This is a genomic window from Pseudomonas sp. FSL R10-0399 (assembly GCF_009600165.1).
GTDB classification, from domain to species: domain Bacteria; phylum Pseudomonadota; class Gammaproteobacteria; order Pseudomonadales; family Pseudomonadaceae; genus Aquipseudomonas; species Aquipseudomonas helleri.
The window spans coordinates 1-21,167 of the sequence record NZ_WIWK01000015.1; the positions used below are offsets into that span (position 1 = coordinate 1).

Annotated in this window: 26 protein-coding genes and 1 tRNA gene; 5 read left to right on the forward strand and 22 right to left on the reverse strand. The window is 59.0% G+C overall.

The window, feature by feature from the left end:
- The 22 genes from GHO41_RS06575 to GHO41_RS06680 all read right to left on the reverse strand — a co-directional run.
- A partial coding sequence (locus GHO41_RS06575; RefSeq protein ID WP_256678691.1) for an alpha/beta fold hydrolase occupies positions 1–559 on the reverse strand: 559 nt, incomplete at its 3' end.
- Positions 556–1,026 (reverse strand): hypothetical protein, encoded by a 471-nt coding sequence (locus tag GHO41_RS06580; protein ID WP_153433213.1) that lies wholly within the window; start codon positions 1,024–1,026, stop codon positions 556–558. The genes GHO41_RS06575 and GHO41_RS06580, both read right to left, overlap by 4 nt.
- Before the next feature lie 356 nt (positions 1,027–1,382).
- Complete coding sequence (locus tag GHO41_RS06585; protein WP_153433214.1) at positions 1,383–1,601, reverse strand: hypothetical protein; 219 nt, start codon at positions 1,599–1,601, stop codon at positions 1,383–1,385.
- A gap of 250 nt (positions 1,602–1,851) precedes the next feature.
- Positions 1,852–2,052, reverse strand: coding sequence for a hypothetical protein (locus GHO41_RS06590; protein WP_153433215.1), 201 nt, complete (start codon positions 2,050–2,052; stop codon positions 1,852–1,854).
- A 1,410-nt stretch (positions 2,053–3,462) separates the two neighbouring features.
- Positions 3,463–4,392, reverse strand: coding sequence for a hypothetical protein (locus tag GHO41_RS06595; protein WP_153328040.1), 930 nt, complete (start codon positions 4,390–4,392; stop codon positions 3,463–3,465).
- Positions 4,389–4,694, reverse strand: coding sequence for a hypothetical protein (locus GHO41_RS06600; RefSeq protein WP_153433216.1), 306 nt, complete (start codon positions 4,692–4,694; stop codon positions 4,389–4,391). Before GHO41_RS06600 ends, GHO41_RS06595 begins: the two co-directional genes overlap by 4 nt.
- Before the next feature lie 352 nt (positions 4,695–5,046).
- Positions 5,047–6,843: a DUF927 domain-containing protein gene (locus GHO41_RS06605; protein ID WP_153433217.1), complete on the reverse strand. Its 1,797-nt coding sequence runs from the start codon at positions 6,841–6,843 to the stop codon at positions 5,047–5,049.
- Positions 6,830–7,708 (reverse strand): toprim domain-containing protein, encoded by an 879-nt coding sequence (locus tag GHO41_RS06610; protein WP_153433218.1) that lies wholly within the window; start codon positions 7,706–7,708, stop codon positions 6,830–6,832. The genes GHO41_RS06605 and GHO41_RS06610 overlap by 14 nt, the downstream gene beginning before the upstream one ends.
- Positions 7,705–7,929 (reverse strand): hypothetical protein, encoded by a 225-nt coding sequence (locus GHO41_RS06615; RefSeq protein ID WP_069550812.1) that lies wholly within the window; start codon positions 7,927–7,929, stop codon positions 7,705–7,707. Before GHO41_RS06615 ends, GHO41_RS06610 begins: the two co-directional genes overlap by 4 nt.
- The gene (locus GHO41_RS06620) at positions 7,922–8,209 is read right to left on the reverse strand and encodes a hypothetical protein (protein ID WP_069550813.1); all 288 of its coding nucleotides are present in this window, start codon (positions 8,207–8,209) and stop codon (positions 7,922–7,924) included. Before GHO41_RS06620 ends, GHO41_RS06615 begins: the two co-directional genes overlap by 8 nt.
- 6 nt (positions 8,210–8,215) lie before the next feature.
- A complete protein-coding gene (locus GHO41_RS06625) occupies positions 8,216–8,515 on the reverse strand; it encodes a hypothetical protein (RefSeq protein ID WP_069550814.1) in 300 nt (99 codons plus the stop codon).
- Positions 8,512–8,739: a hypothetical protein gene (locus GHO41_RS06630; protein ID WP_153433219.1), complete on the reverse strand. Its 228-nt coding sequence runs from the start codon at positions 8,737–8,739 to the stop codon at positions 8,512–8,514. The genes GHO41_RS06625 and GHO41_RS06630 overlap by 4 nt, the downstream gene beginning before the upstream one ends.
- On the reverse strand, positions 8,736–9,221 hold the full coding sequence (locus tag GHO41_RS29750; RefSeq protein WP_178126477.1) for a hypothetical protein: 486 nt from the start codon (positions 9,219–9,221) through the stop codon (positions 8,736–8,738). Before GHO41_RS29750 ends, GHO41_RS06630 begins: the two co-directional genes overlap by 4 nt.
- Positions 9,218–9,733, reverse strand: coding sequence for a Rha family transcriptional regulator (locus GHO41_RS06640; RefSeq protein ID WP_256678688.1), 516 nt, complete (start codon positions 9,731–9,733; stop codon positions 9,218–9,220). Before GHO41_RS06640 ends, GHO41_RS29750 begins: the two co-directional genes overlap by 4 nt.
- Positions 9,730–10,110, reverse strand: coding sequence for a hypothetical protein (locus GHO41_RS06645; RefSeq protein WP_153328066.1), 381 nt, complete (start codon positions 10,108–10,110; stop codon positions 9,730–9,732). The genes GHO41_RS06640 and GHO41_RS06645 overlap by 4 nt, the downstream gene beginning before the upstream one ends.
- A gap of 1 nt (position 10,111) precedes the next feature.
- The gene (locus GHO41_RS06650) at positions 10,112–10,372 is read right to left on the reverse strand and encodes an AlpA family transcriptional regulator (RefSeq protein ID WP_153328068.1); all 261 of its coding nucleotides are present in this window, start codon (positions 10,370–10,372) and stop codon (positions 10,112–10,114) included.
- A 125-nt stretch (positions 10,373–10,497) separates the two neighbouring features.
- Positions 10,498–11,454 carry a hypothetical protein gene (locus tag GHO41_RS06655; protein WP_153328070.1) on the reverse strand — a complete coding sequence of 319 codons (957 nt, stop codon included), beginning with the start codon at positions 11,452–11,454 and terminating at the stop codon, positions 10,498–10,500.
- Positions 11,455–11,612: 158 nt separating this feature from the next.
- Positions 11,613–12,818, reverse strand: coding sequence for an integrase arm-type DNA-binding domain-containing protein (locus GHO41_RS06660; protein ID WP_153433220.1), 1,206 nt, complete (start codon positions 12,816–12,818; stop codon positions 11,613–11,615).
- Positions 12,819–13,027: 209 nt separating this feature from the next.
- Positions 13,028–13,103: transfer RNA gene (locus GHO41_RS06665), tRNA-Phe, on the reverse strand.
- A gap of 104 nt (positions 13,104–13,207) precedes the next feature.
- Complete coding sequence (locus GHO41_RS06670) at positions 13,208–13,480, reverse strand: oxidative damage protection protein (RefSeq protein WP_048366799.1); 273 nt, start codon at positions 13,478–13,480, stop codon at positions 13,208–13,210.
- The gene (gene mutY / locus GHO41_RS06675; protein WP_048366798.1) at positions 13,477–14,544 is read right to left on the reverse strand and encodes an A/G-specific adenine glycosylase; all 1,068 of its coding nucleotides are present in this window, start codon (positions 14,542–14,544) and stop codon (positions 13,477–13,479) included. Before mutY ends, GHO41_RS06670 begins: the two co-directional genes overlap by 4 nt.
- Complete coding sequence (locus GHO41_RS06680) at positions 14,541–16,754, reverse strand: AsmA family protein (RefSeq protein WP_153433221.1); 2,214 nt, start codon at positions 16,752–16,754, stop codon at positions 14,541–14,543. Before GHO41_RS06680 ends, mutY begins: the two co-directional genes overlap by 4 nt.
- Positions 16,755–17,049: 295 nt before the next feature.
- Between GHO41_RS06680 and GHO41_RS06685 the strand changes: the two genes are divergently transcribed.
- The 5 genes from GHO41_RS06685 to hisA all read left to right on the forward strand — a co-directional run bounded on the left by GHO41_RS06685 (position 17,050) and on the right by hisA (position 21,158).
- Positions 17,050–18,711 carry an OFA family MFS transporter gene (locus tag GHO41_RS06685; protein ID WP_153333317.1) on the forward strand — a complete coding sequence of 554 codons (1,662 nt, stop codon included), beginning with the start codon at positions 17,050–17,052 and terminating at the stop codon, positions 18,709–18,711.
- A gap of 178 nt (positions 18,712–18,889) precedes the next feature.
- Positions 18,890–19,483: an imidazoleglycerol-phosphate dehydratase HisB gene (gene hisB, locus GHO41_RS06690; RefSeq protein WP_048366795.1), complete on the forward strand. Its 594-nt coding sequence runs from the start codon at positions 18,890–18,892 to the stop codon at positions 19,481–19,483.
- Positions 19,483–20,121 (forward strand): imidazole glycerol phosphate synthase subunit HisH, encoded by a 639-nt coding sequence (hisH, locus tag GHO41_RS06695; RefSeq protein WP_153433222.1) that lies wholly within the window; start codon positions 19,483–19,485, stop codon positions 20,119–20,121. The genes hisB and hisH overlap by 1 nt, the downstream gene beginning before the upstream one ends.
- A complete protein-coding gene (locus GHO41_RS06700) occupies positions 20,121–20,381 on the forward strand; it encodes a DUF2164 domain-containing protein (protein ID WP_048366793.1) in 261 nt (86 codons plus the stop codon). The genes hisH and GHO41_RS06700 overlap by 1 nt, the downstream gene beginning before the upstream one ends.
- A gap of 39 nt (positions 20,382–20,420) precedes the next feature.
- A complete protein-coding gene (hisA, locus tag GHO41_RS06705) occupies positions 20,421–21,158 on the forward strand; it encodes a 1-(5-phosphoribosyl)-5-[(5-phosphoribosylamino)methylideneamino]imidazole-4-carboxamide isomerase (RefSeq protein ID WP_153433223.1) in 738 nt (245 codons plus the stop codon).
- Positions 21,159–21,167 lie beyond the last annotated feature (9 nt).

Here is a 21,167-nt window from a genome sequence, read left to right on the forward strand (position 1 = left end):
CTTCGAGCCAGCCCAGGCGTTTGCCCGGGAAGTAGCCGCACACCCGCGTCAGCAGCGGCATCACCCCATGCCATTTGGCGAGCATGGGCCAGCGCTGATCAGCCGCATAGTCGCGCCAGTGGGCAAACTGCGCGCCCACCGTCACCAGATTGCGGATCACCGCCCCGGACGCCCCCAGGCCCGCTGCACAGCCGCCAAAGCTGTGACCGACCACATCGACAGGTTGGCCGGGGTATTCACGCTGTGCGCGCTGGAGCAAGGCTTCAAAGTCGAGCGCGCCCCAATCCGACCATGACGCTTGAAACCCGCGCAGCGACCCGGCACGTGAAACCCCGATGCCCCGGTAATCAAACAGCATCACGTCCAGCCCATGGCTAAACAGGTATTCGGCAAAGCGCGAGTAATACGTGCAGCGCACCGACGTCGCGGCGTTGATGATCACCACTGCCCGCGTCGGGTCGCCAGCGCCATGGCGCCACTCAATACCGCCCAGCACATAACCGTCAGCGGCGGGCTCGGTAAACGCCCGGCTGACAGGTGGGGTCAGCGCTGCGGTCAGTGCGCGCTCCGGGTGTTGCGCTCTTGCAGCACGCGTGAGGCCTCGACGTAGGCGTTCTGGAAGGCCGGTGTTTCGATCCAGGCCACGGCGCTGTCTTCGTCATCGCCGTGAATGGCAATGCGGTACTCGATCAACAAGCCCATCAGGAAGTCCGTGGCGCTGTCTTCTTCCTCTTCGGAAATCACCAGCTCCAGCACCGGGTACTGCAGGAACACCGTGCACATCGCTTGCAGGTTAATGGCCTCGGCGGCCTTCATGACCTGGAACAGATCATCGTAATCGGCCGGGTCAAAACCGTTGTCGAGGATGTCCTGGAAGTTAAACGTGCTCAGATCGATTTTGACGTCATCGAACGGATGATCCATCAAGCTGCTGGCCGACGTTTTGGCCGGCTTGCCGATGCGGTTCTGCTTGGCCTTGGATTTGGCCCGCTGCGCATTCTTTTGCTGTTTTTTAGGCGATGACATTAAAGGGGTGTGTCCTTGCAGGCTGAAGAGAGGATTGAACCTCATCTCTTTGCAATCGCCAAGAGAGGTGGCGCTTACGGATAAAAATCGCGCGCAACAAAAAACCCGCACTAGGCGGGTTTTTTGTTTGCTTTGGCGTGGTGTGAACACCACATCAAAGCTGAATGTGGTGCCAGAGACGGAATCGAACCGATGGCTACAGGCTAAGCGTTTAAAGGCGTTCACGTTTTCTGATTGTTTTTCTACTCACAAATCTACTCACTTTTTTCAGTGGTGCCCCCTTTTTCAAGTTTTTTGGGTGGCGCTTGCCAGGTGGCCGTTCAGATTTGAGCGGTCGGATGAACGGCTCGTTCACCCTATGGAGATTCAGCCGGAATTGGTTCGATTGCCTGGCTCATCACTTTTGGAGATTGATCCGCCTGAATGATCGGATTTGAGCCAACAGGTATTTGCGGAATTACCGGGGTCGTGCGATCACTCAGCAGCAGCACCAGGATCAGAAGCGCAAAGGCTGCAATCACAGGGATTGATCCGAACCATAAAGCCATGCGGCGTCGGTGCTGGTCTTCGTTCATCCCTGCTGATCCTTGCAGCTCGATAGCTGCCACATGACAAGATTGCCACCAATGTAGATTCTGTCGATGAGGATAGCCAATCCAATAACCCAGCCCTAACCCAGCCCTAACCCAGCCGGTTTTGCTTACTTTTGCTTACCCGGAATTCCAGGCATTGAACCTGGCCTCCCATTTCGGTCTGTCAGGTACGCGACACCTTTTGCGAATTATCGTTTTGTGTCGCGTACTCGATGCCGTGGCACTCCAGGCATTACAGCCGCATTTCCCGGATGATTCTCCGTGGCTCCGCACCTTGGGCAAGCTCACGCCTGGCGTCCCTAGTAAGCTGGTCGAGCGCCTGGCTCTCGAATGCTTCGGCCATGGCGGCGGCTTTCCTGACAATCAATAGCGCCAGCTCGGGTGGAAACACCACCTTGTCGGCGGGTAGGTAGTCGCAGTCGATAACGGACATGGCTTTAACCTCTGGCGTGCGATACCGGAAAATCTGGTATCGAGGGGTGTTTGTTATCCGAAAAACGGACTTCAAGGGTCGCTCGATTATCTGATAACTACCGTGATCCCGGTAGTTTGTTGGCGAATCGGCTAGACAGCTTTTTATTATCCTGGAGAGGGTGCAAATTTATTGCACCCCCTTGATGTTTTTTTGGACGGGCCGCACTTGTTGTCGAGTCGATAAGTAAGCGCCAGCCCTTACAGATAAGGGCGTCCAGCCAGGCGCTGGCGCATGGTCGCCCCGCGATCCGTCCAGAGCCTGTCCAGAATTTCGTCAGGGGTCTGTCGGGGGTGTGATACGGCCAAGCCCCCTTGTTTGACGGCCCCCGTGTGGGATAAGCCTCGGACGCCCACCCGGCGCCGGTTTCGTATCATGCCTGTCTCACATTCCGTCAAAGCGTGGTCAAAGAGGTGGCACCATTTACTGCGTGTTGATTCCTACACAGTGTGGCGTTTTCTACACACTGGAACCTGTCAAAACCTTACATTCAATCGGATGCGTCGTTGCCGCCAGATAGTGGTTTTGATGTGGTCATTCATGGGGTGTTTCCCTAAATGAGGCCAGGTTGCCAGTTAAAACCACTGCGAAACCCTGGAAACAACAGTGGAAGCCAACGCTTGGAAGCCATGGCAATGCCGCCCAGGTTCGCGCCAGCCTCGCGTATACGGGTGCGAACCATGGGTGCGTACCTGGCTGCGTACCAAACGGTTCAATTCTGTCTCCGGGACAGATTTCGCGCATATCGGGATGCGTGAAAGTCGTGCGTGAAACAACCCGTTCCCCTGTTACACGCGCTGTTACAGGCCGCCTTGTTACAAGGTCACTGTGCCCGAATCGGTTCGCACCGCTGCTCCCCAGTTAACCGGTTCGGGTATCCAGCAGGATCAGCCACAAATCGTGGATACCAGGGTGGATACCTGGCCGCTCGGCACTTGACGCGCTCATTCATAGGGTTGGTTTTCGCAACCTCGCATTACCGTGACCTTACCGTTCGGCCTCGCCCTAATCTCACCCTTCGCGGGCAAAGCTCCCGTAATCACACCCCGTCCACCTTAGTGCGATCTTATTGTGATTTTGGTGCGCCCGCCGTTCATTCATTGGGTTATTTTGTCGGACGCGGCATTCCTTTTTTAGAGCCTCCGAAAACTCCCTTTTCCGTGTTAACCATGCTGTTAACCAGTGCCACGTATCCACCTCGGAATGGCTTCAAACCGTGGATACCAGGCTGGATACAGCGCGGTCTGGGATAGGCGGGCGAAACAGACGATATGGTCTCAGCGGGATCATATGGTCTGTTTCATCCGCGCCACGTTTTCGTGATTCGTAAAACGTGGCGCGGAAACGGTTAGTTGTTGGTGATGAATAGGACTACCCAATCAGGTTCAGCATGATCGCCTCAGACTCCGCCATGTCATCGCGGTCACTGGCGACCAGGTAGCGGAATACAGCCAGCGCTTCGGCCTTGTCCCGTGGCCGTATCTCCGCCAGCAGGCCAAACACAAACCAGTCACGCGCTGTCGCTTCGGCTGGTCCGTCGCTGGCGTCACGGTCTACGGCGTTGCGTAGCCAATACAGGCGGCTCCAGTAATCCAGCTCATACAGGCAGTCGGCTAGCGTGTGCGGCATTAGATCAGGGTGGGCGTTGAACCGGTCGGCTACCTGGCTCTTGTCGAAGTCACCGAACCGTCCGCTAACCTCCAGTCCGCGCAGCGCATCGATGCAAAATGCTTCGGCGTCGGTGTCATCCATCAGGGCGCCACCAAAGCGGGACACTCCCTCCAGCCGCAATCGGTGGTCCTCGGTAGCTCTCGCCGCCATCGCTTCAAGGTCGCCAAAGCCAAACGACGACAAGGCGGCAAACAGATTGCCGGGATTGGTCGCCGTCAGATGGTCGCGGTAGCGCTTCTCCAGCACGCCGAGTGGTGTCTTGATTCGCTTTGCCGCTTCCATGGCCCGCTCAATCAATGCGGCCTGCCCGGTACGAATGACGGCGTGTAGCCAGAGCACGGCGTCCACTTCCTTATCCCCGGTCACGACTTGCTGCGGCGGTAGTTCCGGCACGCTGGGCAGCGTATCGGCGCTGGGCTTGATTGGCGGCAAGGTGAACAGGGCGCGGTGCTGCTCGTTGTCACGGAATGCCCCGGAACGTGAAACCAACGTCTTTACCGTCCCCAGTGGTAGGCCGGTCGCTTCGGCCACTTCGCGCAGTGATTTACGGCGGCGCAGGTCCAGCACTTGGCGGCGCTGCTCATCTGAAACCCGCTGTTTCACCTTCAAGGTTGAATCCTCATGTTTCATCGGGTCGCCTCCATTGGCGTCCGGTCATATGCGGCGCACAGGCCAGCACCCGCCGAACAGTGGCGCCCGGTTGGCGCATGGCAGGACCGGCACGCCATCAGGTGGTTGATGTACTGGTCACGGGCTTTGCGCCACTCGGGCGTTGCATTGGCGGCATTGGTGTAGGTGCTTGCCTGCAATTGAGGGGGGCGCTCGACCATAACCAGGCGTGTACGCTCCGTGGTGGGCTTGGTAACGGTCGGTTTGTCATCGCCAGCAATGGTCGGCGGCATGTGATCGAGCAAGCCGGAAAGGAGGCTCATGGCGTCACCTCCCCCGGATTACTCATATACAAATGTTCCTGTGAATTCAAAAAGTGTGGGAACAGTGGGAACAGTGGGAACAGCCCAGTAAATACGCGGCCTCCAGGGGTGTTTTTCTGTTCCCATTTTGTACCCACTCCATTTTTTGTGGGAACTGTAATAACCAAATCATGCATATTTATCGCTCTCTTATATTGGAAAGCGATTGTGTGTTCCCACTTGTTCCCACTCTTTTTATTAGGTGGGAACGGCTGAAAGCCCCGGCCTGCCTGGCTGTTCCCACTGTTCCCACTGTTCCCACCGATTCTAGGTTCCTGTGAATATGGGCAATCGTGTTTTGCAGTTGCGACGGTCATACGGCGCCACCCTCACCGTCCAAGGCTTCCGGGTCGATCACATACAGCCAGGGCGAGCCGCCACCAGGGGCGCGGTACTTCTTGGCGTGGCGCTTTCGATCAGCGCCACGTTCGGCAATAGCGCCCGCCCCCTCCAATGCCTTGATAACGCGGCTCAGGCCATACCCGTGTGCCGCCTCGACCAATGCCGACTTGTTGAACAGGTACAGTTGTTTGCCGTCGGATCGTTTCCAATACCCGGCCCGGTTGAATACCTTGGTGTCGGGCGTCTGGTCGCTCACGTCTGAGAAGCGGCTACTGCCGTGCTTGTCGATAAAATCGAGAATACCGGCCAGGATCTGGCGGTCTTCTGCGTTACCACTGCCAACCCGGCTCAACCACTCGCCGTACAGCAACTGGCAGTCAGCAAGGGCGCTACCAGGCGTCCAGGGCAACAGGCCGTAGGCGATAGCCATTTCCCCAGCCAGTGCAATGACAGCGAAGCGATCCGCTACCCGTCCGGCTTGAGCGTTATCCTCGATGAACTTGGCGCGTATGCCCGCGAAGTCCTCCAGCAGTCCGGGGCGGTCATCGCTGGCGAGCATCTTTTCCACGAACGCTGGCCCGATATGCCCATGGTGCGCACCGACAGCAACGGTCAGCAGGCGGTGGAAGTCGGCGCCAGCAAGGCCGTGCAATTCATCGAAGGCCCGGTGGGTGCGGGTGCCCGCGTTCACGTCCACCATGCGCAATTCGGCGCCAGCGTGGGCCGCATTGCCGCCAATGGCTGCGTGCTCGGATAGGGATCGTTCGCCGCTGGAAAGCGCCAGCAGACGCCATGACAGCTTGGCCCTACCTTCACGCTCGCGGGTCATGGTGCCCTTGCCTTGGCCGTTGGCGAGTGAGTAGGCCATTTCCTGTACGCGCTTGGGGTCGGCACGTTTGATTTCGTCCAGGGGGAGCATGGTGTCATTGCGGCCCGATGCCTCGATTTCCAAACCGCCTTTGGTCATATCCCAGGACGCGGCGAATATGCCGGGGTCGCCCCATACGGACGAGCCAATAAGCTGTGCCAGTGACTTGCCGCTAGAACTGTCGCCCACCAGGTGAACACCACCGCCCAGCACGCCCACCAGGCTCAGCAGCGGGCCAGCCAGCGCGCAGCCAATCGCCAGCGTTAGCACCGGGTTCCCTTCGCACTTGGCCGCGACATCGGTTTTCCAGCCGTCCAGATTGCCGCGCAGGCTGAATAGGTTCTGCCCCTTGCCGCTGGCCTGATAACGCACCTTGTCGCTGCCTATGGTGCGTCCAGGCAGTACAAAGGCGCCCGACTCATGCCAGCCCGGACGGCAGGTGGTGGCGAACACCTGATCGGGGCGCTGTTCCAGTAGGTATTCCATAAATTGGCCGCGTTTCTTGAGTGCGATAATCACGCCCATGCCGAACAGCGTTCGCCTGGCGTCCTCCCCGCTACCGCCGAACACCTCCATCGGAATGATCCATTCCTTGACGCCGCTCTCAGTCACCAGGCGCAGGAAACGGCCCTCGCTGCAATCGTCGCTATTGGTGGTGCGCGCCACCACCGTCACGGGCGTGGCGATCCACTCGTCAGTGATTGGCCTGTCAGACTTGTCATCGTCGCTGTCATCGTCGGCGGCGTTGCGCTTGAAGCTATGCCAGTACACGCCGGGGCGCAGGCGACGGCCTTTCTCGTTCGTTACCCAGTGCTCATACACGCCCCAGCAAGGACGCTCGGGCTCGACCATGGGCGCTTCGGGGCGCAGGTTGATTACGTTGGCTTCAGGCGGGCGCATGGTGGCGGCTCCAGGCTGCTAGATCGTTAAAGTCGGAAAGGGTCAGCGGTGCGTCGGCGGGCCATTCCGGGAAAGTCACCAGGCCACCACACGCGGCGGCGGCGGCATTGGCGGCGGCACGTCCTGGATTGCCCTCGGTCTGTCGGTCGTCGTCGCCCGCGATGATTATTTCGGCGGTGTGGTATTCAGCCCGAAGCGCCAGCGCCACCGGCTTTAGGTTCCCGGCATTCATGGCGCAGGCGACGGTGTAGCCGCTTTCGTGGAGCGTGGCGCCCGTTGCCCAGCCTTCGCATATGCAAAGCGGCTTGCCCGGTGTGATGCGTCCCAGCGGCGAATAGGTGCCCTTGATCCGGCCCCCGAACAGGAAACGCTTATTCCCGTTCGTGGTGATCCGTTGCAGGTTTACCAGCACGCCACTGGAGTACAGCGGGATCAGCAATTCGTCACCGCGCTGGCGCAGGCCGTGAGGCCGAACGCACTTGGCGATCAGGTACGGGTGATCGGGATCTGCGCGGCGTGCGTCACGCCACCAGCGTTGTGCAACGTTCGCGGCCTTGAGCTGGCGCTTGCGTTGCTCATCCTCACGCTGGCGCCTGGCCTGCTCGATGCGCTGGCGTACTTGCTCGGCCTCGTGGTTATTGTGTGGTTCTCGGCTGCTCCAGGTATTAGTGCCGCCAGCCTTCCAGCTACCAAACGCGCCCGAGGCGATGCCGTCCGCAAACAACGTGTACCACCCATTGAGGGTGCCGGATTTGTCGCCGGGGACGTGGAAGCGGTGAATGGTGCCGTCAGGGTCTGGGAGCCAATCAAGTGGCCCGAATACTGACTGGAGCGCTTCACGGAATAGGATCGCGGGATCAGTCATGCGGCCCCCTTGGGCGGCTCAAACCGCGCCAGCACGGCGTTTAGTTTGGTGGCCGTCTTGCGCAACTGGGCGGCGCGTTCACGATTTGGCTCTCCGTCACGAAATGCCGTCAGGTCGTTAAACACTCCCACCAGGAGGGCAAAACTGTACGGGTCGATATGTGGTGGTTGGTCGTCGCGCACGATGCTGCTCAACGGGTCAAAGGGAATGACGTTACTCATGGCCGACCTCCCGGCGATCAGCGCCAGCAAAAGCCCGGCAGACCTTGCCGTTGTTCGCGCCATGCCAGTAGGTGATTTCGTCAATTGAATCGACCAGGCAGGCCGTCACTACTGCGTCGGCGCTGCGCATCACGATACGGCCACACTCCGCGTCGGCCTCAGTCAAGAATGGTCCCAGCAGCGCCTTGGGCACCTTCGGATGGGTGACGAACCAAAGCTCTGTAGCTTTCTTCGGGCAAGCCTTCGGCGTACCCGCTGTTTTGCAGATTTGGTTATTCATGGTGGGTTAAGCCCCTTTCTTGGTATCGCGATGCCGGGAGTGGTTCTCGGCCCTGACTTCGATGTTCGCCGCGCGCGAACTGAGATTCCCCAGGCTTTGCAGCAGACAGCCAATATCGACAAGGGTGTCTGCGCTCAACTTGTCGTCGTCCGTTGCGGCGCAGGCCAGAAGCACGCCAATAGCAGATATGCCGTGACTTATGGTCATGCCCAAGTCATTTGCGGCCAAACTTATGCTATCCAACTGCTCGGCGGGCAGGCTCCCTAAACCTTCGGCGTCGATCAGCAGGAGCTTTAGGCTGTTCATAGGGATGCCTCGCTCGACTCAATCACGCCGTCCAGCAGTTCGGCCCAGGCCATAGCTGTGTGCTGGGCGAACGTCGCCAGAACCTTCGATACAAGCGGCTGTGTGGTCGGCGCGGCAATGACTGCAAGAGCTATGGCAAGCAGCATAAGGATCTCTTGCGCGCCGCGCAGGTCGTCGAGGGTGCTATCGACGGGCGATGCGACGGATTGGATAGGGTAGGTCATACAGCACCGCCGATAGCGTCGAGCTGACGCGCCTTTTCCATTTGAGAATTATATCGTTTCAGTCTGACGCTCAATGAGCTGTCGGCATGAAGTGCGGCGATTGCCATAGCGCGGTGCGCGGCGGCACGAAGTCGGGACGGATTGAGGGTGTGCATGGGGTGACGCTCCTTATGTGTGGAGCTGCCACAGTTCGCCGTCAAACGAATAATGGTGGCAGCTGTGCGCAGGTTGACGGACCGGTACATAAGGAAACCGGCAGACCCAAAGGTCTCCCACGCACAGCCGCCATAAACAGGATGTGCGGGCACAAAAAAAGCGCCTGCAATCGTGATGGGGGCGCCTGTGCGCCTTATGTTGATCGGGCCGTCAAACCCGGTCGCTGAATTTGCAGCGACGATCAGACGATACATGCGGGCGGGAATGGATGCAACCCCCTGTTTCAGATTGGACAACGGCAGCGCTGGGTAGGTGGCGGGCGTCATTGGTGGACGCCCTCCAGGTCGAGCGGGAGTTTCAGTTGCTCCCGCAAATGAGCGACGTGCTGATACGCGCCTGGCTTGTCATAGCGCCAGCGGGCCAGGCGGCGGCCATTCTGGCTAGCTTCCTGTTTGCGAGCCTCCAGGACCAGGCAGGCATATCCATACCGGGCTTCGCGGAATGCCATGATTAGGTCGGCTTTCAGGTCAACCACGCGATCATTGTTGCGAGACAGCGCCAGCAGGAAAAACGCTTGGTCCTCATTCAGCAGGGCGAAGCGTTCCGGCCTACCGCCAGCAGTACCGGCCAAGGGTTTATCCGTTTGAAACGGAACAACCCCGAACGCCTCGAACTTGGCCAGGTAACGCTCAATCAGCGCCATGGAGTTCTTGTGTTTGTTGTTCAGCTGTTCAGCCAGCAGGCGGCTATCCACGCACGGCTCACCGTTGTACTGGGTCAGGGTAATGCGGGATTTCCCGTTATTAGGCCCTGCCATTGGCATGATGGTATTTTTCATGCTGCCACCTTCTGGCGTTTCGCAGCCCGGTTGAACATCAGCGCCAGCACCTTGTCCGCTTGCTCATGCGAGCTTTCCAGCAGGCGGTACCGGGTACAGTCGCAGGGTTCGCCCCAGTTGTTGGGCGACTTCTCGGGGATGTGCTCGAACACCAGGCCGTAACTGCTCTCAAGCACGGGAATGGTGGAGTTCAGGCAGGTATCACCCACCCAGCGCGGCGCCTCGAAACGGTTGAGCGTGCCGAAGTGGCGGAAATACACCAGGGCACGGGCAATCTTGGTTGGGGCAGTTTCCAGCAGTTGGGCGGGGCTGGCGCCAGTGGTAGTATTGCCTTGCGACAGGCTGCGTTTCTCTTCGGGGATCGTGGCCTTTTTCATTTCAGGCCACCGCTCGGCTTTCGGCGATGCGGTCATTCATCCAGCCGTAAATTTCAGCCTCGACCCAGACCACGCACTTCGGCCCCAGCATTACTTGCTTCGGGAAGTTGTCGGCGGCGATACGGCGGTAGATCTCGGTACAGGAAAGGCCGGTGATGCCCTCCACGGCCTGGCGCTTGATAAAACGAATTGGCGGATTATCGCCGTGGGCAAGTACGGCTTGCTTGGCTGGTGTAGGGATGTGATGGGTAATGGCTGTCATCGTCTAATCGCTCCAGGGCGGTTTGGGTAATCGACGATGAAAAGGTTGGCAGGGAGTGTGCGCAGTTAAAATTGCTGAGCGGCGCCGGATATTCTGTTAACCGGTCGGATGTGTGATTTATTCTTTTATTTTTCTTTACGAGGACGACCAGGCCGCTTTGCAAACTCCGGGGCAGAACTTGAAATCCACCTGGCTAGCGCCGCATCATTCTTTGGCAAATTCCAATCGGGTTCCGAGTCAGCGAGTCGCCTAATAACGTTAACCATATCCGTGGTTCTATGCTTGGCGTAGTCGGCATGCCGCCATAGTGATGTAGCTCGCTCCTTTACCTGTGCCTGGCACGCCCTGGCTTTTTCGTTTCGCATCTCCACATTGGATAGCTTTCTGGGCTTAGTGTCTGGCTTCCTGGTCGCGATCGACGCTGGAGGTAACTGCGTGCTGGACCGCTCTTTGCGTAGCTGGTCGTTCTCGCGTGTGAGCATTTTTATCGCTTTTTCGGACGCGTCGACTGTAGCCGCAATGGATTTTTCCCTCGCAGTAGACGCCTCCAATTGGATTCGTAGGCGCTCAATTTCGGCGTCTCGCTCGTCGTCTGGACGTATTACCAAGCTCCGCTCTATGCGGATATTTAGTTTGCGAAGTTCGGCGCGTGCGGCTTTCGGGTCTTGGTCCACCAGCGGTTGAATGATCGGGGTTACAGTTGCGCCATGTGAGGCATAGGACCGTAGCTCTATCTCTCGCACCACCTCAGGCTGGCGTGCGGCGTGCTCGCGCTGTTTAAGTAGCCATTCGCGATTGACAGCGACGTGCGACGACTCAATAACCCCAACCTCGGTCTCGATAAGAACCGAAACGAGCCTAGTCACAGCTGTATTCAGATATGAACCAAGCTGCCCATAAGTGATGGCGAAGCCTGGAATGCTATCTCCGTATTTTGATCCAGTAATGGTTTCGCGGTTGAACTCGGCGTGCGGGTCTACCGAGTTAATGGCCTTCGCGATGGCCTTTAACACTTCTGGGTGGTCGCGCTTTAGCGAGACTATGGCGCGTTCAAGCGGTATGTACTCTCCGGGTTGAAGCATTCACTTGCCCTGTCCGCGCACTTTTGGGTTTGGCCAGACGATTGGCCGCCTGTACTTGAGCAGTGGCTAGATACTCATTGCTGTATGAATATCCAGCGACTGCCATATGTTACCAGCAGGAACCAGATTTGCCCAAGTCCGTCTTGTGTGGATAAGTTTTAAGCGGGCCGCCTGATGCTCACCACGTTAGCTCCCGCGCACAGGGCGTCCATTGAATCTGCCCAGGCTTGCATCATTTCCCTGCGCTGCTCGACATAGGCTGCGTGATTGTAGGTACCGCGTATTTCGTCGCTGTCACCGTGGGCAAGCTGGCGCTCGATCCAGTCCTTGTTATACCCGCGCCCGTTCAACTCGGTGCTGAGCAGGTGGCGGAACCCGTGCCCGGTCTGTCGGCCTTCGTACCCTGCCAACCGTAAAGCCTTGTTGATGGTGTTCTCGCTCATGGGGCGTTCGGGGTTGGCGCCAGCAAAGACCAGCGAGTAACGCCCGGTGATTTCGTTGAGCTGGCGCAGGATCGCAACGGCTTGGCGGGGCAGGGGGACGATATGAGGACGGCGGGCTTTCATGCGGGCGGCGGGTATCGTCCAGACGGCGGCGTCTAGATCGAACTCAGACCATGGCGCTTGGCGTAACTCACCAGGGCGAACCGCTGTCAGCGTCAACAGTCGGACGGCGTGCTTGGTCAGGGTATGAATGTTCGCGGCCTCGACCTTGCTCAGCAACTCGGGCAATTCGGCAAAGGTGACGTGCGGGTGATGGCGAGCGGCTTTCGCAGGCGCGGCGACCACATTTAGATCGGTGGCCGGATTGACCTCCACGACGCCCTTAGCAAGTCCGAAGCGGAATATCTGGTGTAGCCATTGGCGGATCTTGCCAGCGGCATTGAGCGTGCCCCTTGCCTCGACCGTGCGCACCAGCTCGACCAACTCGGGCCGGGTGATGGATTTTATAGGGCGGGCGCCGATGCCGGGGATAATGTCGTTATCCAAATACAGCTTGGCTTTGTAGGCGGTGGCTTCTGCCCATCGTGGCGAGTTGTAGTCGTACCATTCCCGCGCCAGCGTCTCGAATGTTAGTCCATCGACCCTCTGCGCCTGTTTGGCGGCTTTCTTGTGCTCGCCGGGGTCGGTGCCTTCGGTCAGCAGTTGGCGGGCCTCATCGCGTAGCTGGCGGGCCTTCAGCAAAGTGACAGCAGGGTATTTACCCAGCGCCAGCATTTTTGCGTTGCCGTTAAAGCGGTAGCGGTACCGCCATAGCTTGGTGCCTGTCGATGCCACTTCCAAACATAACCCGTTGGCGTCCGTCAGCCGGTAGAGCTTGTCCTTCGGCTTGGCGGTGCGGATGGTGGTATCTGAGAGTGGCAAAGCAGCCTCCTTGTAGGCCGCACCGGGCGGGCATTTTGCCGCCGTGGTGTGAGTAGATTTCTAGACCGAACTGGATCTACTCACGAATCTACTCACATATGTTTGGGCTTACAAGGGAATGGTGGGGAACCATAGATAACAAAAAACCCGCACTAGGCGGGTTCTCTGTGGGCTTTCAGGTGTTTTTGGTACCACCTGAAAACGAAAGGTGGTGCCCAGAGACGGAATCGAACCGCCGACACGGGGATTTTCAATCCCCTGCTCTACCGACTGAGCTATCTGGGCAACGGGGCGCATTAGAAGCTTTTTCCGAGGATCCGTCAAACACTTTTTTCAAAAAATTTTAATTATTACCGTCGCTTACGGACCAAACCCTTTAAAACCGGGGTTTACTCGCTCGGCGGAACGTAGCCTTCTGCTTTGGCATATTCTTCACCGCTGAAGAACTTATCCATCTCGCCCTGCAAATATTTTCGATCTTCGGCGTTCATCATGTTCAAACGCTTCTCGTTGATCAGCAAGGTTTGGTGTTTTTGCCAGTCAGCCCAGGCTTTTGCCGAGACGTGGTCGAAAATGTCCTGACCTTTGGCGCCCGGGAATGGGGCGCGCTCGAGGGCGGGCAGTTCTTCTTTGTATTTGCGGCACATGAGGGTGCGGGTCATGAGGTCTCTCCTGCGTGGATTAGGTCGGCTGCGCGTTTGAGCAGCTTCTTCACCGGGGCAGCAAGGCCCAGGCGCGGCGGGGTGGCGAGGTTATACCAGAGCCAGTCGGCCTCGGCCACGTGATGGCCAGCTTCCTGGACCTGGATCAACCAGGGCTCAATGGCCAGTTGGAAGTGGCTAAAGGTGTGGGTCAGGCCGGGCAGTTCGTGATGTTCGCCCAGGGCCAGCGCGTGTTGCTGGGCCAGTGACTCGATGTCATTGAAGTCGTCCAGCTCGGGCAGGCTCCACAGGCCGCCCCACAAACCGGTCGACGGGCGGCGGTAAAGCAGGATCTCGCCGTCGGCGTTGGCCAGCATCGGCATCAGCGTGCGCTTTTGCGGGATGGTTTTGCGCGGCTTGGGGATCGGGTAGCGCGTTTCGAGGCCGAGCATGTGCGCTTCGCAGTGGGTTTCCAGCGGGCACAGCAGGCAACTGGGCTTGCTGCGGGTGCACAGCGTGGCGCCCATGTCCATCATCGCCTGGGTGTAGGCGTTGACCCGGTCATAGGGCGTGAAGCGTTCTGCAGTGGCCCACAGCTGTTTGGCGACCTTGGGCTCGCCCGGGTAGCCTTCTTGCGCGGTAAAACGGGCCAGCACCCGTTTGACGTTGCCGTCGAGGATCGGCGCGCGCAGGCCCATGCTCAAGCTGGCAATTGCTCCGGCGGTGGACAGGCCAATGCCGGGCAGTTCGACCAGTTTTTCAACGTCACGCGGGAATTCGCCGCCGTATTGCTCGACGACGATCTTCGCGGTCTTTTGCAAATTGCGGGCGCGGGTGTAGTAGCCCAGGCCGGTCCACAGGTGCAGCACTTCGTCTTCGGGGGCTGCGGCCAAGGCTTCGACCGTTGGCAGTGAGGCCATAAAGCGGTCGAAGTAGTTGAGCACGGTGCTGACTTGAGTCTGCTGCAACATGATTTCCGAGACCCACACCCGGTAAGGGGTGATGCCCTGTTGCCAGGGCAAGTCGTGGCGGCCGTGGCGGTCATACCAATCGAGCACGGCACTTGCGAACTGCTCATCCCTCATCGTTTGAACAGCCCTTTTAGCGCGTCTTTGAGTTCGGGGCTGACTTTGTCACCGAGTTTTTCTTCAAGTTTCTCGCTCAATTTGTTGCCGGCAGCTTTAACGGCGACTTTGCCCAGGCCTTCTTTGTCCAGGCGGCAGGCCTTGGCGCCCAGTTCCAGCGGGCCACGGCAGCGCAAAGGCAGCTCGATGCCGACGAAGTTTTTGCCCACCTGGCACGCCGGGTCGGGCATGGGGCGGGTGTCGCCTTCGATGATGATGCCAATGCGGTAGTCCATGCCCAATACGCGCAGGTCGATGTCGCCATCGCCTTTGACGCTCAGGCCGGGAATGCGCACCACCAGGTCCTGGTTGCTGGCCACGCCGTTACGGAATACCAGGCTGCCCTTGAGTTCGTTGAAGGGCGTGTCTTTGCCCAGCGGGGCGCCGCTCAGGGTTTTGCGGTTGAGCGTGGAGATGGCTTTGCACAGTTGCTGTTCAATGTTGGCATTGAGCAGCACGCCGTTGTTGAGGGCGAAGCTGGCGGTGCCGTTGAGGCTCTGGATCAGCGCGCTCTGGCTGTTGCCGCTGCCGGTCACGTTGCTGTTGAGGGTCAACAAACCGGTGACGGGTGATGTTTGCCCCTGGCTCTGGAGGATCTTCTCGACCGGCACACTGGTGATGCGGGTTTGCAGTTTGACCACCGGCAATACCGGCTGCACATTCAGGCTGCCGTTGGCGGCAAACGTGCCTTTGTAGAGGCTGCCGCTGAGGTTTTCGAGGGTCAGCACACCGTCTTTGCTGTTGGCTTTGAGCGCCGCATTCTGAATGGGCAATTTGCTCAGGGTCAGTTGGCCAAAGCTGATGTCGGCGTTCAGGTCCAGGGTTTTCAGGCGCTCGACGGGGATGATCTTGGTGGTGCTCCAGCCGCTTTTGGTCGGTGCATCCGGCAGCGGGCTGTCACCCGAGGCGGTCAGGGCGCTGGCTTCGCTGCCTTGCACTTCGGCCTGACGCGCAGCCTTGGCGCCATTGGCTTCGGCTGATTTAGGCGGCAGGTAGCGATCAGCGTCGAACGTGTCGCCTTTGAGCTGAATACGCAAGGCTTGCTTGGCGAAGTCTTCGACGGCAATGCGGCCATTGAAGGTGCTGTCATCGAGGTTCAGCTTGAGGTCATCAAAGCTCACGCTAGTCGGCGTAGCGGAGAGCTGGGTGACCAGTTCGAACTTGCTCAGGCTGCCCGGCGCCATAGTGGGCAGGGTTTGGCCGATGCTGTCGAGGAACTTGGCCAGGTCGAGCTGGGCAATCGACAGGCCGCCGCTGATTTGCGGGGTTTTGTCGAGGCTGTTGGCCTTGAGTTCACCGAGGGCGCGCAGCTGGTTGGCAGAAATCTTCAAGCTGCTCCATTCGGCGACGTTCGCTGCCATATCAACCAAAAGCTGGCCTGAAGCGGAGAAGTTCATGGTTTTGCCTTGCAGCGGCTCGCCCGAGGCTTCGCCCACGATCTTCATGTCTTCAAGCTGATAGCGCTTGAGCACGCGGTCAAAGCGCAGCTTGCCGTCGAGTTCAGTCTTGACCCGCATCACCGGCTGGTTGGTGCCCAAAAAGGCGGTCAACTTGACCGGGATGCTGGTGGCCTCGTGAACCGGGCCGGTGCTCAGCTGGATGCTCTCGGCGCTGAACTGCTTGCCGGTCAGCTCGTCGCTGTATTCAACGCGGGCGTTGTTCACGGTCAGGCTGTCGATGTCGAGCTTGATCGGCTGGCTGGCGGTGTCTGCGGCAGCAGGCTTGGTGCTGTCGGCGGCGGCTGTTTCAGTGCCGGACGCCGCGGGTGCAGGCTTGCCAATGTCTTCCCAGTTGCCGCGACCGTCTTTGTCGCGGGTCAGGTGCAGGTTCAGGCCTTCTACCCGAACGTCGCTCATTTGCACTTCTTTGCGCAGCAGCGGCAGCACACGCACTGACAGGCCGAGCATTTGCAGGTCGGCAAAAGGCTGGTCGGGGGCTGTCAGGGTCGCCACGCTGGCGTCGTGCAGTTCCAGGCCAAGCCACGGGAAGAGGCTCCAACCGATGTCGCCATTGAGGGTTAGCTCAATGTGGGCTTTGTCACGGGCTATCTGGCGGATCTCGTCTTTGTAATCGTTGGGATCGAACAGGTGGCTGAGGGCAAAGCCCAGCGCCACGATGATCAGCAACAACCCGAGAAGCACCAGACCCAGGATTTTGCCGAACGCTTTCATGGGCGAGTCCTTGTAAGTCTGTTGTTAGGTGAGTTTCAAATTTAGCCGCTGAGTATAGCGCCACGCGATGATGGACTGGGGCGCGGATAGTGTCAGAACAGTTTGCGTATTAAAGACCGCATCAGCGAAGGCTTTGGCCTACGCTGAAGTGGTAATCTCCGTCCGTTTTCCAGGCCTTCCAGGGCGTAGTGTCTCGCCTTGATCTCAATCCTACAAAACGGCTGTGCGCTATACAGGCGCCAAAGTCGGGGGTTGAGCGTACTTGGGGAACATTCCATCCATGGGGGAGATAACAATGACAACCAGTACTGTCGCGGGCAGCCCTGCCTCGCCACCTGCGTTTTTGTCCAAAGAACGCATTATCGCAAAACCCGGCTTCAACCGCTGGCTGGTACCGCCCGCCGCGTTGGCCATTCACTTGTGCATCGGCATGGCCTACGGTTTTTCCGTGTTTTGGCTGCCATTGTCCAAAGCGGTCGGCATCACCCAAGCGGTTGCTTGCGCGCCGGACATGAGTTTTATCGCGCAGGTGTTCTCATCGCAATGCGACTGGCCGATCTCGATGCTCGGCTGGATCTACACCTTGTTCTTCATCTTTCTGGGCTGCTCGGCAGCGGTGTGGGGCGGTTGGCTGGAACATGCCGGGCCACGCAAGGCGGGTGTTGTATCGGCATTGTGCTGGTGCGGCGGCTTGCTGATTTCGGCGCTGGGCATTTATACCCACCAGATCTGGCTGATGTGGCTGGGTTCGGGGGTAATCGGCGGTATCGGCCTGGGCCTGGGTTACATCTCGCCCGTGTCGACGCTGATCAAGTGGTTCCCGGACAAACGCGGCATGGCCACCGGCATGGCGATCATGGGCTTCGGCGGCGGGGCCATGGTAGGCGCGCCGTTGGCGACAGCGCTGATGGGGCATTTTGCCGGTCCGGATGGCGTGGGCGTGTGGCAGAGCTTTGTGGCGATGGCGGCGATTTACTTCGTGTTCATGATCGGTGGCGCCTTGTCCTACCGCGTGCCGCCGACCGGCTGGAAGCCCGCAGGCTGGACGCCTTCGCCGAACAAGGTGGCCAACTCGATGATCACCAAGCGCCATGTGCACGTGAGCGTGGCCTGGAAAACACCGCAGTTTGCTTTGGTGTGGCTGGTGTTGTGCCTGAACGTGTCGGCCGGTATCGGCATTCTGGGCATGGCTTCGCCGTTGTTGCAGGAGGTGTTCGCCGGCAAGTTGCTGGGCAACGACCTGTCGTTCAGCCAGCTGGACGCTGCGCAACTGGGCCAGATCGCGGCCATCGCGGCCGGGTTCACCGGCTTGTTGAGCTTGTTCAACATTGGCGGGCGATTCTTTTGGGCATCGTTCTCGGACTACCTGGGGCGTAAAAACACCTATTTTGTGTTCTTCGCGCTGGGCTTTGCGCTGTACGCGATGGTTCCCAACCTGGGGCATCTGGGCAACGTGTCACTGTTTGTGGCGGCGTTCTGCATCATCTTGTCGATGTACGGCGGTGGTTTTGCCACGGTGCCGGCTTACTTGGCGGACTTGTTCGGCACGCAAATGGTCGGGGCCATTCACGGTCGCTTGCTGACCGCCTGGGCGGCGGCGGGTGTGTTGGGGCCGGTATTGGTCAACTACCTGCGCGAGTACCAGTTGAGCATCGGTGTGCCACGCGCGGCGGCCTATGACATCACCTTGTACATCTTGGCAGGCCTGCTGGTGCTGGGCTTTATCTGCAACCTGCTGGTGCGCCCGGTGGCTGACAAGTACTTCATGACCGACGCGCAACTGGCGGCTGAACAAGCGCTGGGGCATGACAAAGGCGCCGATACGACGACCTCGCTGGAATGGAAAGCCGCGCCGGGCAGCCGTCCCTTGACCATTGCCGCGTGGTTGGCGGTGGGCATTCCCCTGTTGTGGGGCGTGTGGGTCACGGTGCAGAAAACAGCGGTGCTGTTTCACTAAAATCCGTGGTTAATCTGTAGGAGCGAGCTTGCCTCGCGATCTTTAAAGATCAAAAGATCGCGAGGCAAGCTCGCTCCTACAGTGTTTTGCGTACGCTCATCCCCTTCCATGTTTCTGTTTGCCTGACCCGTGCCTATAATGGACACCTTTTTCGCCCAATGATTTTGCGGAGCTGGTGATGGCCGAACGTAAGGCGTCAGTCGAGCGCGATACTCTGGAAACCCAGATCAAAGCCTCGATCAACTTGGATGGTACCGGTAAGGCCCGATTTGATATCGGTGTGCCTTTTCTTGAGCACATGCTCGACCAGATCGCCCGGCATGGGCTGATCGACCTGGACATCGAGTGCAAAGGCGACCTGCATATCGACGATCACCATACCGTCGAGGACGTTGGCATTACCCTGGGTAAAGCCTTCAACCAAGCGGTCGGCGACAAAAAAGGCATGACCCGCTACGGTCACGCTTATGTCCCGCTGGATGAAGCGCTGTCGCGCGTGGTCATCGACTTTTCGGGCCGTCCTGGCCTGCAAATGCATGTTCCGTACACCCGCGCCACCGTCGGCGGTTTCGACGTTGACCTGTTTCAAGAGTTCTTCCAGGGCTTTGTGAACCACGCCAACGTGACGCTGCACATCGACAACCTGCGCGGCACCAACACCCACCACCAGATCGAAACCGTGTTCAAGGCTTTCGGCCGCGCACTGCGCATGGCGATCACGCTCGATGAGCGTATGGCCGGGCAAATGCCATCGACCAAGGGCGTACTCTGATGCAGACAGTGGCGGTTATCGATTACGGCATGGGTAACTTGCACTCGGTGGCCAAGGCGCTGGAGCACGTGGGCGCCGGTCGGGTGTTGATCACCAGCGATGCCAACGTGATTCGCGAAGCCGACCGCGTGGTGTTTCCGGGTGTGGGCGCGATTCGCGACTGCATGGCTGAAATCCGCCGTTTGGGTTTCGACTCGCTGGTGCGTGAAGTCAGCCAGGACCGTCCTTTCCTGGGTATTTGCGTGGGCATGCAAGCCCTGCTCGACAGCAGCGAAGAGAACGGCGGTGTGGACTGCATCGGCCTGTTCCCGGGCCAGGTGAAGTTTTTCGGCAAAGACCTGCATGAAGAGGGCGAGCACCTCAAGGTGCCGCACATGGGCTGGAACGAAGTGCAGCAGAAGGTCGATCACCCGCTGTGGCACAGCATTCCGGACCTGGCGCGCTTCTACTTTGTGCACAGCTACTACATCGCGGCGGGCAACCCTCGCCAGGTGGTCGGTGGCGGGCATTACGGCGTCGACTTCGCGGCTGCGCTGGCCGAAGGCTCGCGTTTTGCTGTGCAGTTCCACCCCGAGAAGAGCCACACCCACGGCTTGCAGTTGCTGGAAAACTTCGTCGCCTGGGACGGCCGCTGGTAATGGCGCCGCGCAAGCCGAAGCTGCCGATTCTCACGCTCACCCCAGAGCAAGAGAGCGAAGCCACCAGCAAAATTAAACGCTTTATGGAAGACCGCTTCGAACTGGACCTGGGTTCGTTTGAAGCGGCTGAAATCCTTGAGCTGTTCACTCGCGAAATCGCGCCGCATTACTACAATCGCGCGATTTTCGATGTGCAGACGCACCTCAAAGAGAGGTTCGAGAGCATCGAAAGCGACCTGTGGGCACTTGAAAAGAATTGATTTTCGAGTCACTGACTCCCGAATTTGAAGGTTTGCCAGATGCTGATTATCCCCGCTATCGATCTTAAAGACGGTGCCTGTGTACGTCTGCGCCAAGGCCGTATGGAAGATTCCACGGTGTTCTCCGATGACCCGGTGAGCATGGCCGCCAAATGGGTAGAAGGCGGTTGCCGTCGTCTGCATCTGGTTGACCTGAACGGCGCCTTTGAAGGCCAGCCGGTCAACGGTGAGGTGGTGACTGCCATCGCCAAGCGTTACCCGCACCTGCCGATCCAGATTGGCGGCGGCATTCGCTCGCTGGAGACCATCGAGCACTACGTCAAGGCGGGCGTGAGCTACGTGATTCTGGGCACCAAAGCGGTGAAGAACCCCGAGTTCGTGGCTGAAGCGTGCCGTGCCTTCCCCGGCAAAATCATTGTCGGCATGGATGCGCAAAATGGCTTCGTGGCCACTGACGGCTGGGCTGAAGTCAGCAACGTGCAGGTCATCGACCTGGCCAAGCGCTTTGAAGCCGACGGCGTGTCGGCCATCGTTTATACCGACATCGCCAAAGACGGCATGATGCAGGGCTGCAACGTGGAATTCACCGCAGCCTTGGCCGCGGCCACGAGCATCCCGGTGATCGCGTCGGGCGGTATCCACAACCTGGGCGATATCAAAGCCCTGCTGGACGCCAAGGCGCCGGGCATCGTGGGCGCCATCACTGGCCGCGCGATCTACGAAGGCACCCTGAATGTCGCCGAAGCGCAAGCCTTCTGCGACAGCTACAAGGGCTGAGGAGAACCG

Excerpts from the sequence above, each read along its gene's own strand:
- GHO41_RS06580 (WP_153433213.1), bottom strand. The coding sequence starts at position 1,026 with ATGTCATCGCCTAAAAAACAGCAAAAGAATGCGCAGCGGGCCAAATCC.
- GHO41_RS06585 (WP_153433214.1), bottom strand. The coding sequence starts at position 1,601 with ATGAACGAAGACCAGCACCGACGCCGCATGGCTTTATGGTTCGGATCA.
- GHO41_RS06590 (WP_153433215.1), bottom strand. The coding sequence starts at position 2,052 with ATGTCCGTTATCGACTGCGACTACCTACCCGCCGACAAGGTGGTGTTT.
- GHO41_RS06595 (WP_153328040.1), bottom strand. The coding sequence starts at position 4,392 with ATGAAACATGAGGATTCAACCTTGAAGGTGAAACAGCGGGTTTCAGAT.
- GHO41_RS06600 (WP_153433216.1), bottom strand. The coding sequence starts at position 4,694 with ATGAGCCTCCTTTCCGGCTTGCTCGATCACATGCCGCCGACCATTGCT.
- GHO41_RS06605 (WP_153433217.1), bottom strand. The coding sequence starts at position 6,843 with ATGCGCCCGCCTGAAGCCAACGTAATCAACCTGCGCCCCGAAGCGCCC.
- GHO41_RS06610 (WP_153433218.1), bottom strand. The coding sequence starts at position 7,708 with ATGACTGATCCCGCGATCCTATTCCGTGAAGCGCTCCAGTCAGTATTC.
- GHO41_RS06615 (WP_069550812.1), bottom strand. The coding sequence starts at position 7,929 with ATGAGTAACGTCATTCCCTTTGACCCGTTGAGCAGCATCGTGCGCGAC.
- GHO41_RS06620 (WP_069550813.1), bottom strand. The coding sequence starts at position 8,209 with ATGAATAACCAAATCTGCAAAACAGCGGGTACGCCGAAGGCTTGCCCG.
- GHO41_RS06625 (WP_069550814.1), bottom strand. The coding sequence starts at position 8,515 with ATGAACAGCCTAAAGCTCCTGCTGATCGACGCCGAAGGTTTAGGGAGC.
- GHO41_RS06630 (WP_153433219.1), bottom strand. The coding sequence starts at position 8,739 with ATGACCTACCCTATCCAATCCGTCGCATCGCCCGTCGATAGCACCCTC.
- GHO41_RS29750 (WP_178126477.1), bottom strand. The coding sequence starts at position 9,221 with ATGACGCCCGCCACCTACCCAGCGCTGCCGTTGTCCAATCTGAAACAG.
- GHO41_RS06640 (WP_256678688.1), bottom strand. The coding sequence starts at position 9,733 with ATGAAAAATACCATCATGCCAATGGCAGGGCCTAATAACGGGAAATCC.
- GHO41_RS06645 (WP_153328066.1), bottom strand. The coding sequence starts at position 10,110 with ATGAAAAAGGCCACGATCCCCGAAGAGAAACGCAGCCTGTCGCAAGGC.
- GHO41_RS06650 (WP_153328068.1), bottom strand. The coding sequence starts at position 10,372 with ATGACAGCCATTACCCATCACATCCCTACACCAGCCAAGCAAGCCGTA.
- GHO41_RS06655 (WP_153328070.1), bottom strand. The coding sequence starts at position 11,454 with ATGCTTCAACCCGGAGAGTACATACCGCTTGAACGCGCCATAGTCTCG.
- GHO41_RS06670 (WP_048366799.1), bottom strand. The coding sequence starts at position 13,480 with ATGACCCGCACCCTCATGTGCCGCAAATACAAAGAAGAACTGCCCGCC.
- mutY (WP_048366798.1), bottom strand. The coding sequence starts at position 14,544 with ATGAGGGATGAGCAGTTCGCAAGTGCCGTGCTCGATTGGTATGACCGC.
- GHO41_RS06680 (WP_153433221.1), bottom strand. The coding sequence starts at position 16,754 with ATGAAAGCGTTCGGCAAAATCCTGGGTCTGGTGCTTCTCGGGTTGTTG.
- GHO41_RS06685 (WP_153333317.1), top strand. The coding sequence starts at position 17,050 with ATGACAACCAGTACTGTCGCGGGCAGCCCTGCCTCGCCACCTGCGTTT.
- hisB (WP_048366795.1), top strand. The coding sequence starts at position 18,890 with ATGGCCGAACGTAAGGCGTCAGTCGAGCGCGATACTCTGGAAACCCAG.
- hisH (WP_153433222.1), top strand. The coding sequence starts at position 19,483 with ATGCAGACAGTGGCGGTTATCGATTACGGCATGGGTAACTTGCACTCG.
- GHO41_RS06700 (WP_048366793.1), top strand. The coding sequence starts at position 20,121 with ATGGCGCCGCGCAAGCCGAAGCTGCCGATTCTCACGCTCACCCCAGAG.
- hisA (WP_153433223.1), top strand. The coding sequence starts at position 20,421 with ATGCTGATTATCCCCGCTATCGATCTTAAAGACGGTGCCTGTGTACGT.